We start from the raw sequence: 11,720 nt of genomic DNA on the forward strand, positions 1-11,720 counted from the left end.
TTAGGGACAGCAAATTTTTGGATAACTCAATTTATAAATATAATGCCTTTATACGGTTTGACAAAATAAGTGTTGCAATCCAATGTTTTGGCTAATTGTCTTTATTTTAATGCTAATATAGGGATACTTTAGGGGATAATAGCGAATTTTTTAAACACTTTCAATATCATAAAATGAACGATAAGCTTAGGAATATTGCCATTATTGCCCATGTTGACCATGGAAAAACGACACTGGTTGATAAATTATTGGAGCAGTCTCAGACTTTTAATGAGCGCTTTGAGTCAAGTGATAGAATGATGGATTCTAATGATTTAGAAAAAGAACGAGGTATTACTATCTCTAGTAAGAACACGGCGATTAAGTGGAATGATTATCATATTAACATTGTTGACACGCCAGGACACGCTGACTTTGGTGGTGAGGTAGAGCGTGTACTGTCAATGGTAGATTCAGTTTTGCTATTAGTAGATGCACAGGAAGGTCCAATGCCACAAACGCGTTTTGTGACTAAGAAGGCTTTTGACCAAGGACTTAATCCAATCGTGGTGATTAATAAAATTGATAAAGATGCAGCACGCCCTGATTGGGTGATTGACCAAGTATTTGATTTATTTGATCAATTGGGTGCAACCGATGAACAATTAGATTTTCCAATTATTTACGCTTCAAGTATTAATGGTTATGCGAGTTTAGAAGACGATGTACGCTCAGGTGACATGACACCAATGTTTGAAACCATTGTGGATAAAGTAGTGGCACCCGATGTTGATGTTGATGCACCATTGCAAATGCAAATTACTGCTTTAGACTATTCATCATTTATTGGTGCGATTGGTATTGGACGCATTACCCGTGGCACAATTAAGAAAAATCAGCAAGTGATGGTGGTGAGCGCTGATGGTGCGCAGCGCAAGGCCAAAATTGCAGATTTGATGGGCTTTATGGGTTTGGAAAAGATAGATACAAACAGCGCTGAGGCGGGTAATATTGCTTGTGTCACAGGTATTGAAGGTATTTCTATTTCAGATACGATTTGTGATGTTGAAACCGTTGAAGCCTTGCCACCACTTAGTGTGGATGAGCCAACAGTATCAATGGCATTTCGTGTCAATGATTCGCCGTTTGCAGGTCAAGATGGTAAATACATTACTTCAAGAAATATCCGTGACCGTTTGGATAAAGAGCTTATTTACAATGTGGCACTTCGTGTTGAAAATACACAAGACCCATCTGAGTTTTTAGTATCGGGTCGGGGTGAGCTACATTTATCTATATTGATTGAAACCATGCGCCGTGAAGGGTTTGAGTTGGCAGTAGGTCGTCCACAGGTAATTTTAAAAGAGATTGATGGGGTGATTTGTGAGCCGTTTGAAGATTTGAGCGTGGATGTTGAAAGTCAGCATCAAGGCACAGTAATGGAAAAACTCGGCGAGCGCAAAGGCGAATTAACCAATATGATGCCTGATGGCAATGGTAGAGTGAAATTAGATTTTAATATCCCTGCACGCGGTTTGATTGGTTTTAGAACAGAATTTTTAACCGCTACGACAGGCACAGGCTTAATGAACTCTTCATTTGATGCTTACAAGCCAAGAAAAGAGGGTGAGATTGGGCAGCGAAATAATGGTTCGCTTATTTCTATGACACAAGGTCAAGCAGTGGCATATGCGATTTTTAACTTGCAAAAATCAGGTAAATTCTTTGTTGAACACAATACTGATATTTATGAAGGTATGGTGGTGGGCATTCACTCGCGTGATAAGGATTTGGTGGTAAATGTTATGAAAGGTAAGCAGCTCACCAATGTTCGTGCCTCAGGTACTGATGAGGCTGTGTCTCTTACGCCTGCAATTAAGCTTGATTTAGAGCAAGCATTAGAGTTTATTGATGATGATGAATTGGTTGAAGTAACGCCAAACAATACGCGTATTCGTAAGCGTCTATTAACTGAAACTGAGAGAAAAAGAGCGCGCAATAGTTAATAAATCGCAAAAACTTATCATATTTATGATGTTATGAGTCCCTCGGTAACTATTTTTTTGTTTAGGTGTTTTGGTATACTAGTGCGTTATGGACAGTTTTTTTAATTTCTTTGTTAAACAAAAAAAGTTAGCACTGGTTTTTACCGTAAGTGTTATTGTTATTGGATTATTTTCTTTGTTCAATATCCAAAGAGACCAATTTCCTGCCGTAGATTTTGAGGTTGTTACTATTGTTACAACTTACCCTGGTGCTTCTCCTGAGGATGTTGAACAGAATGTTACTAATCCAATCGAAGATGAACTTCGAAGCATTACAGGAATTGATAACTTTTCCTCACTTTCTCGTGAAGGGGTTTCTAGTATTTTAGTAACACTATCTCAAGATACAAGTGATATTAGTGCCTTAAAACAAGAAATTACCAATGCAGTTGACCGAGTTAGAGATTTTCCAAAAGAGGTGGTGGACTTACCCAAAGTAGTCGACCAAAAAAACTCACTTAGAAGTATTTTAAAAGTGAACCTTAGTAGTGAAACTCTCTCTTTTTCTGAATTAAGAAATAGCGTTGATGCAATTGCCCGAGAGCTGGAGTTGGTTGATGGGATTTCTGAAGTGGTTAAGGAAGGATATTTAGACCGAGAAATCCAAATCAGAATCGATACTGATAAACTCTATCAATATGAACTATCCCTGCCGCAAGTGATTGATGCCATTGAAAAACGCAATCAGCGTTATACAGTAGGAAATAATCATGACATTATTAATGAAAAAACCATTGTCGTATTAGCCAATTTTGACAAAGCACAGGCCGTTGGTGATGTGATTGTTAAGTCAAGTTTTGATGGGCCTGTAATACGCTTAAAAGACATTGCCAGTATTACTCATGGCAATGTTGAGGAAAAATCTATCATTCGTGTTAATAGCAACAAAGGTTTTATTCTAAAAATTCGTAAGCAAGAGCAAGCAGACATTATTACTACCATTGATTCAATCAAAGAAAAAGTAAACGAACTGCAGAGTAAAAAATATCCAAAATTGAATATTTTTTATTCTTCTGATTTATCTAAATTTGTGCGTAATCGACTTGATATTGTCACCAAGAATGGTGTGATTGGTTTGTTATTGGTATTGCTTGTACTTGGTGTATTTTTATCTTTAAAAACAGCATTTTGGGTGGCACTTAGTTTACCAGTATCGCTATTAGGTGCAGTGGCACTATTAGGTGCGAGTGGTGAGACTATTAACCTAGTATCTTTGGCAGCAATGATACTGGTGCTGGGTATTGTGGTGGATGATTCAATTATTGTGGCAGAAAGCATCCATCGCTATAAGCACAAGGGAGGAGATAAATATCAGGCTGTTATACGCGGTTTTAAACGCGTTATTATGCCCGTAGTTACCACGATATTAACCACTATTTTCGCATTTTCATCTATGTTTTTAATGGATGGGACGATGGGTAAATTTATTTATGTTATTCCACTGGTGGTGATTTTCGCCCTTACGCTGTCTTTTATAGAAGTAACAATCGCCCTACCAGCACATCTGGCTGGTTTAGATGAAAAACCGCTTGGGCAAGCTTTGTTTGATAAAATTGAAAAATGGTTTGAAGGCTTTCTCAATAAAGTATTAAAGCTGCGTTATTTGGTGGTAGTAGCATTTCTAGTGGTTTTGCTAGGCTCAATATATTTTGCCACAACACAAATGCGCTTTACCTTGTTTCCTGCTATAGGTGCGGATGTAATTAATGCAAAACTACAAATGCCAGCGGGTAGTTCTCTGCAACATACAATGCAAATTAGTCAGAAAGTAGAAAAGTTAATTACCAAAATAGTGGGTGATGACTTAGATTCACTGACCAATACCATTGGTCGAGAATTTGACCATGTGGCAAAATTTAATATTGACTTGGTGCCTTCTGGGGAAAGAAAGCAACAAGTAAAAATATTACTATTACAGTTGAAAAATCACGCTAAAGACATTCCAGAAGTTGAAAAACTGACCTTTTCAGTTAAGCGACCAGGTCCGCCACAAGGTGAAGATGTTGAGATACAAGTTATTGGTAATAACGATGAGCAACGCCGAGGCGCTGCTAATGAAATTGAGAAAATTTTCTCCAATATCAAAGGACTAGATAATATTGATAGAGACGATAAGTTAGGTAAATCACGCATTGAAGTGGCACTTGATTTTGAAAAAATGGCAAGGCTAAATGTTGATTTTGCAACTGTAAATCGTTATCTAAGGTCTGCTTTTACTGGCATTGATGTGACTGATATCCGTTATGGCGATACTGATGTTGATTTTCGTATGTACTTAGGTAGTCCAAACCAATCTGAAGCCGTTATTAGCACATTAAAAATTAGTAACCGTAATGCTAGACCAGTACCACTTAAGCAATTTTCATCTATTCAATACATTGACGGAGAACCAGATTTTAATCATTTTGATGGACAGCGTTCGGTGCTAGTCAGCGGTAGTGTTGATGACCAAGTAACGACATCACAAGCTGTTATTAAGCAAGTATTAAAACAACTAAATGCAGCTGTTTTGTATCCTGATGTTCGTATTTTGAATGAAGGCGGTGCAAAAGAAACGCAAAAATCGATGAAGAGTTTGCTAAAGGCGTTCATAATGGCAGTCTTTGCAATATTTTTATTATTAGTTCTATTGTTTAATTCTTATACTCAACCATTATTGGTATTAAGTGCTATTCCATTTTCGGCTATTGGCGTTATCTGGGCATTTTTCCTGCACGCTCAAGCACTCAGCTTTTTTGCCATGCTAGGTGGTTTGGCACTCATTGGTGTGATTGTAAATGACTCTTTGGTCATGGTATCGCACCTGAATTATTTAAAACAAAAATTATCCACCACTACACCTGTGTTTGAATGGGTGGTGCGTGGTGCAAAAGAGCGTTTGCGTGCAGTTGTGCTAACCACACTCACCACTTTAGCAGGCGTCATTCCACTGGCTTATGGTATTGGTGGTAGCGATTTTCTCTTGCAACCAATAGCATTGTCGTTAGGTTATGGGTTACTCTTCGGTACTTTAATGACTTTGGTATTACTGCCGTGTCTGTACTTAATGAATTATGAGTTTGTGAACTGGATAGAAAGAAAGAAAACTAAGCTTAAGACTTAATCTCTGACTAATTTTTATTATTTGTTTTGAAGTGCCAAGCGAATAAGTTGTTCAGTACTTAATGAATTATCAGTAATTGCACTCAGCATTTTTTCAGCTTCTTTAACCTTAAAGCCGAGCGCTTGTAGTGCAGATAATGCTTTACCAGTGTTTGGGTTACTGCTACTGAGTGCAACAGTCTGATTGTTGGTATTGATGAGTTCAAGCTTTGCCAAACGGTCTTTAAGTTCGACAATCAACTTTTGTGCAGTTTTCTTGCCGATACCTGGGGTTTTCGCCAGCAATACATCATCATCATTGGCAACTGCACTTATTAGCGTGGCAATATCAAGATGCGACAAAATCGCTAATGCCACTTTAGGTCCAACACCATTGACACGAATCAACTCTCTGAATATGGTTTTTTCATCTTTAGAGATAAAGCCGTACAGTGTTTGCGCATCTTCTTTAACATGAAAATGTGTATGTAGCGTCAGTTCACCTCTATTTTCCATGGCGTAAAAAGTAGGCATTGGGCAAAGCACTTCATAGCCAATACCACCTACCTCAAGTAGCACTTCAGGTGGGTTTTTTTCTAAAATTTTGCCTGTTAATTGCCCAATCATGATAGCTAAATTATAGCCTTCTTACAACCAAGAATAAGTTTTGAAGTAGTTTTTTTCAAAGTTTTTAATCTCTTTAGCATATTGCAAAGTTAGGTCAATATCGTCTAAGCCGTTTGTTAAGCGTCGTTTGCGTTCGCCATCAATATCGAATGTGTAAGTTTTGCTATTAGCAAGGATAGTTTGCGCTTTAAGGTCAATGGTGATTGCATTGCCAAATGCAAACAATTCGTCCATCACATTATTATCTTGCACAATTGGTAAGAGTCCATTTTTAAAGCAATTATTGTAAAAAATATCGGCAAAACTCGGTGCAATAATCACCCGAAAACCATAATCTTCTAACGCCCAAGGCGCATGCTCGCGACTTGATCCACAGCCGAAATTCTCTCTTGCTAAAAGTATTTGTGCATCTTGATACTCAGATTTATTTAAAATAAAATCTGTATTGAGTGGGCGCTTGCTATTGTCCATACCTACTTCGCCGTGGTCTAGGTAGCGCCACTCGTCGAATAAATTCACGCCAAAACCAGAGCGCTTGATGGATTTCAAGAATTGCTTAGGGATAATCGCATCGGTATCCACATTTGCTCTATCAAGCGGTGCGGCAATAGAGGTTAGTGTAGTAAATTTATTCATAATTTATACTCCAAGTCTTTACGGCTTGTTGCGCCAGCCAGTCTTGATGACTCTCAAGTGTTTCGCTATTCCATTCTGCGTATTCAGATATTTTTTGAGAGAGTTTAGAGTGAGAATTTTGGTAAATCGCCTTTTTCTCATTGAACAGTTGAGTACCGCAGTTTTGGTTATCTTTTTCTATTAATAGCGTCATATTACCCAATCTGTCAACAGCTTGGTGATGTTGCCCTTGATAATATTTTTCCCATTCTTCGGTGATATTATAGGGAGTAATATGCTCTAAAGTCCAAGTGTTGTAATCTGAGGCGGTGTTTGCCAGTTTGTTTTCAACCTCTGTTAATAGAAAGCGAATTTTTTTATTGCTTTGTCGGCTGGGCATAGTATGATATTTGAATACGGATTGGAACGCTTGATCGTTGGGATATAACTGCTTAAACTCTGGTTGATTTTTAATATGACTTGCTCGTTCCAATTCTCCACTTGAAATTTTTATTGCTAATGTGTTGTAAGTCTTTTCTTGCTCGTTGGGCGAAGAGTGAATAATGACATTGTAACGAATAGATAAAATATATAAATATTTGGCAAGTTTTACAAACTCATCGGTACTAAACTTATCATAAGCGGTTAATAGCAGTAAAAACGGCTGTTTAATGTTGAATAATTTAAAAGCCTTTAAGTAGGGTTTGACTGAATCATAATCTGGATTGCCCCATAATTTATCTTCTGCATCGTTGAGTGCTGCATAGATAGGGGCGTATTTCGATAGATCTCTTAAATAGTCTGTAGCCTCTTGCGGTCGTTGAATGTTATTTCTAATATTGACAAATAATCTCTTCTTGGTAACTAAAGAGTAATGCGTGTTATGGTAATAACGCACAAAGTCCGTAAAATTTCCTTCCCCTAATTCTGAAATGATTGTGCTCCACTTTTCATCCATGTCATTAAGTTCGTTCTCATCAACAGTACGTTGATTGTTATTGACAACTTTTGAAAATAAATAATTTTTAAGTAAATCTGGCGTTGACAGTTGAACGCCTCTAGCGTTTAGCGTTTCAAAAACTTTGTAAGCATTTAAATTGTTATCTACAATAATTTTAGTGAACAACATGCTGTCTGTTATTTTTTCAATAAAACCTACAACATCAGAGCCAGATTTTTTTGTTATTTTTTTACAAAAGAACTCAAAGCAATTCGACATTAATTTATCTGTTTTGGTTAGATTTCTCCTTAAAAGTGGCACTAAATCTTCAGTTAGCGCTTTAAATTTAGCGTTGTTGTTTCTGTTCAAGACGAGTTTGTTATAAGACATAAGTGTTGTTCTGCTTAGCATGCCAATAAAATCATTTCTCAAACCCATTAGCCTTAATTCATTGTTTTTACGGTCTACATCTTCCTTGATCAGCGTTTGAATCTTGTTCATGGATGCCAATACAAATAAAGACAAGGTAATAAGGCGCTGTTGTCCATCAATGATTACAAAATTGTTTTTATCTTTTTCATTACGCTGAAGGACAATGTAGCCCATATAATGCTCTTCTTCGTTTAAATTTTCAATATCTTCCCATAGCTCTTCCCATTGTTCTTGATCCCATGAATAATCTCTTTGAAAACGCGGTACATTATATTTAACGCCGTTACTCATTAAAGCTTTAAAAGTTTGGTTGCTGGGTTCCATGGTAAGAAATGACATATTTTTACGCCTCAAACATTTGAAAAATGACCCGCAATCGCGCTGGCAGCAGCAATTGCAGGGCTAACTAAATGCGTGAATGAACCTTGTCCTTGACGACCCTCAAAATTGCGATTTGAAGTTGAAGCGCATCGTTCACCAGCTTCTAGTTTATCTGCATTCATTGCCAAACACATAGAGCAACCTGCTTCACGCCACTCAAACCCGCTATCTATAAATATTTTATCCAAACCTTCATCTTCAGCTTGTTTTTTAATCAAACCAGAGCCAGGGACGACCAAGGCAAGTTTGATGTTGCTGGCAATATGTTTGCCTTTTGCAACTTCAGCAGCAATGCGTAAATCTTCAATACGAGAGTTGGTGCAGGAGCCAATAAAAACTTTGTCAATTTTAATGTCTGAAATCTTAGTATCGGCTTTAAGATGTGTGTAATTCAACGCATTTTCCCAACTGGTTTTTTGTACTTCATCTTTGGCGTTTTTAGGGTTAGGCACGACCTCATCAATGGCGATGACCATTTCAGGCGAAGTACCCCAAGTAACTTGTGGTTTGATATCATTGGCTTTAAAACTCAATATTTTGTCAAAATGTGCACCATCATCAGAGCGTAGGGTATGCCAATATTTAACCGCCTTATCCCAGTTTTTACCTGCTGGAGATAGCGCTCTGCCTTTGACATAGTCAATGGTTTTGTCATCAACTGCTATCATGCCACAACGACTGCCTGCTTCAATTGCCATGTTGCATAAGGTCATTCTGCCTTCAATTGATAGATTTTCAATGGTGCTACCTGAAAACTCAATTGCATAGCCTGTGCCACCTGCAGTACCGATTTTTCCGATGATATAAAGTGCCACATCTTTAGCACTGACATATTTATCCAACTCACCATTCACTTCAATCTTGAGATTTTTTGACCTAGATTGCCACAGGCAACCTGTGGCTAAAACATGCTCTACTTCCGAAGTGCCAATGCCAAATGCCAATGCACCCAATGCACCATGTGTAGAAGTGTGCGAATCGCCACAAACGATGCTCATTCCTGGTAGCGTGGCGCCTTGTTCAGGGCCAACCACATGCACAATGCCTTGACGGATATCGTTCATTGGTATTTCATTAATACCAAATGTTTTGCAGTTTTTATCCAGTGTTTCAATTTGTAATTTAGAGATAGGGTCTGTAATACCATTCACGCCTGATGAGCGATTTGTGGTTGGCACATTATGATCAGGCACAGCTAAGTTTGCTTGTAATCGCCAGGGCTTTCTACCCGCCATTGCTAAGCCTTCAAAGGCTTGAGGAGAGGTAACTTCGTGAATGAGTTGTCTATCAATATAAATAAGTGCAGTGCTCTTTTCTTCACGCACCACATGTGCATTCATTAATTTGTCGTAAAGTGTTTGTGCTTGAGTCATTACTGATAGTCAATAACTTGATAAAATAGACTATTTTACATTCTCTATAACTTTAATATGTGTGGTATTTGTGGTCAATTAAGATTTGATAAGCAAGTGGTTAAGTCGCAAGACTTAGAAACAATGATGCAAAAAATTGCCCGCCGTGGTCCTGATGATAGTGGTATTTGGCTTGGTAAAAATGTAGGGCTTGGGCATCGACGCTTGAGCATTATTGATCTATCTAATCACGCACACCAGCCGATGGTGGATGATACCTTAAGTCTGAGCTTGGTGTTTAATGGTACGATTTATAACTATAAATCCTTGCGTCAAGATTTAATCAAACAAGGTTATAGATTTTTCTCTACTTCTGATACTGAAGTCATTCTTAAGGCTTATCATCTGTGGGGTGAAGATTGTGTTTTGCACCTGGATGGTATGTTTGCTTTTTGTATTTGGGATGGCAAAAAATTGTTTGTTGCGCGTGATAGAATGGGGATCAAGCCGTTGTATTTTAATCTTACAAATCAAACATTTAGTTTTGCTTCTAATACGCAAGCTTTGAGCGTAATTGGCGCAGATACCAGTATTAACTCAATAGCGTTACAACAACAATTATCCTTGCACGGCGTAGTGCCAGCACCGAATACCATTTTAAATGGCGTTAATAAAGTCAAGCCTGCCACCACCTTGAGTATTGACAGCAAGGGCAAGATTGTTGAAAAACAGTATTGGCAACCAAAAGCACAAAGAACGGGTTTGACAGATGAGGAATATTTAGAAAAAACGCATGAATTACTGATTAAAGCTGTTGATAAAAGAATGTTGGCAGCCGATGTGCCAATTGGTGTGCTGCTCTCAGGTGGGTTGGATTCTTCGTTATTGGTTGGACTTTTGCATGAGGCAGGACACTCAGATATTCGTACTTTTTCAATTGGTTTTGAAGATATTGACGATGAGAGCGGTTCAGAGTTTGAATATTCTGACCAAATTGTTAAGAAATTCAATACTAAGCATGAAAAGTATATAGTGAGCAATTCACAGGTATTGCCACGACTTGAAGAGGCAGTAGCAAATATGGCAGAACCAATGGTAGGGCAGGACGCAGTGGCGTTTTATTTGTTATCCGAACAAGTGTCAAAACATATTAAAGTGGTGTTATCAGGGCAGGGTGCAGATGAGGCTTTTGCTGGGTATTTTTGGTATGCGCGTATGCAAAGCGAATCAGGTAGTGAATTTGAGCGTTTTGCCAAACACTATGTTGATAGACCTTATGAAGAATATTTACAAACGGTCAATGCAAGTTATCACACAGGTAATCACACGCAAGATTGGCTAAATAAAGAATTTTCTAAGGACAATACGGGAGAATTTATGGATAAGATTTTTCGTACTGATATTACCCGTTTAATCGTTGATGACCCAGTGAAACGCGTGGACAATATGACTATGGCATGGGGTTTGGAGGCACGCGTTCCGTTTATGGACACCCATTTGATTGAGCATGCACTGAGCATACCACCGAGTTTAAAAATGCGTGATGGGGGCAAATATCCACTCAAACATATCTCACGCGGGCTTTTACCTGATAGCGTGATTGATAGAAAAAAAGGCTATTTTCCAATGCCGGCACTCAAATATGTGCGTGGTGAATTTTTAGAATTTATGACAGATATTCTTAATTCTACTCAGTGCATTAACCGAGGGCTTTATAATCAAAATTTTGTGCAAAAAGTCATCAGTCAGCCTGAGCAATATATGACAGCGCTGAATGGTTCACGCCTGTGGCATTTGGCGTTATTAGAATATTGGTTACAAGTGAATATTGATGGATAAAATACTTATTTATACTGATGGCGGCTGTCGAGGTAATCCAGGTATTGGTGGTTGGGGTGTGTGGTTACGCTATGGTGAGTATTCGAAGCAACTCAATGGTGCAGAGAAAGACACCACCAACAATCGCATGGAACTCATGGCTGCAATTAAGGCGTTGGAGGCAATTAAATCAAGCAGTATCCACATTGATTTATATACCGACTCAAAATATGTGATGAACGGGATAACACAATGGATTACTGGATGGAAGAAAAAAAATTGGAAAACAGCGGCAAAAAAACCTGTTAAAAATGTGGATTTATGGCAAAAATTAGATGAGCTCAATCAAAAGCATCGGGTCTCATGGTTTTGGGTTAAGGGTCATAGTGGCGATAAAGGCAATAATATGGCGGATTTATTAGCCAATCAGGCAATGGATAATTTTTAGGG

The 11,720-nt window shown here is 38.2% G+C and carries 8 protein-coding genes; 4 read left to right on the top strand and 4 right to left on the bottom strand.

All coding sequences use genetic code 11. The annotated features are described in order from the left end of the window. The first annotated feature begins 173 nt into the window (after window positions 1-173). Entirely contained in the window at window positions 174-1,985 is a 1,812-nt protein-coding gene (gene typA, locus BAZSYMA_RS01095; protein WP_090714690.1) for a translational GTPase TypA, read from the top strand. An 88-nt stretch (window positions 1,986-2,073) separates the two neighbouring features. Beyond that, complete coding sequence (locus tag BAZSYMA_RS01100; RefSeq protein ID WP_090714692.1) at window positions 2,074-5,127, top strand: efflux RND transporter permease subunit; 3,054 nt, start codon at window positions 2,074-2,076, stop codon at window positions 5,125-5,127. A gap of 17 nt (window positions 5,128-5,144) precedes the next feature. Here BAZSYMA_RS01100 and ruvA read toward each other — a convergent pair whose 3' ends face one another. The 4 genes from ruvA to leuC are packed head-to-tail and all read right to left on the bottom strand — an operon-like array spanning window position 5,145 to window position 9,473. After that, on the bottom strand, window positions 5,145-5,732 hold the full coding sequence (gene ruvA, locus BAZSYMA_RS01105; RefSeq protein ID WP_090714695.1) for a Holliday junction branch migration protein RuvA: 588 nt from the start codon (window positions 5,730-5,732) through the stop codon (window positions 5,145-5,147). 21 nt (window positions 5,733-5,753) lie between these two features. Beyond that, entirely contained in the window at window positions 5,754-6,368 is a 615-nt protein-coding gene (gene leuD, locus BAZSYMA_RS01110; protein ID WP_090714698.1) for a 3-isopropylmalate dehydratase small subunit, read from the bottom strand. Continuing rightward, window positions 6,361-8,058, bottom strand: a complete 1,698-nt coding sequence (locus BAZSYMA_RS01115) for a DUF262 domain-containing protein (protein WP_090714701.1) — start codon at window positions 8,056-8,058, stop codon at window positions 6,361-6,363. The genes leuD and BAZSYMA_RS01115 overlap by 8 nt, the downstream gene beginning before the upstream one ends. Window positions 8,059-8,069: 11 nt before the next feature. Then, window positions 8,070-9,473, bottom strand: a complete 1,404-nt coding sequence (gene leuC / locus BAZSYMA_RS01120; protein ID WP_090714704.1) for a 3-isopropylmalate dehydratase large subunit — start codon at window positions 9,471-9,473, stop codon at window positions 8,070-8,072. 57 nt (window positions 9,474-9,530) lie between these two features. Here leuC and BAZSYMA_RS01125 point away from each other — a divergent pair, with 57 nt between their 5' ends. Together BAZSYMA_RS01125 and rnhA are read left to right on the top strand one after the other, a co-directional pair. Continuing rightward, window positions 9,531-11,291 carry an N-acetylglutaminylglutamine amidotransferase gene (locus tag BAZSYMA_RS01125; protein WP_090714707.1) on the top strand — a complete coding sequence of 587 codons (1,761 nt, stop codon included), beginning with the start codon at window positions 9,531-9,533 and terminating at the stop codon, window positions 11,289-11,291. Next, complete coding sequence (gene rnhA, locus BAZSYMA_RS01130; RefSeq protein WP_090714710.1) at window positions 11,284-11,718, top strand: ribonuclease HI; 435 nt, start codon at window positions 11,284-11,286, stop codon at window positions 11,716-11,718. The genes BAZSYMA_RS01125 and rnhA overlap by 8 nt, the downstream gene beginning before the upstream one ends. The last annotated feature ends 2 nt before the right edge of the window (window positions 11,719-11,720 follow it).

The sequence above is a fragment of the Bathymodiolus azoricus thioautotrophic gill symbiont genome (genome assembly GCF_001298715.1).
GTDB lineage: Bacteria > Pseudomonadota > Gammaproteobacteria > PS1 > Pseudothioglobaceae > Thiodubiliella.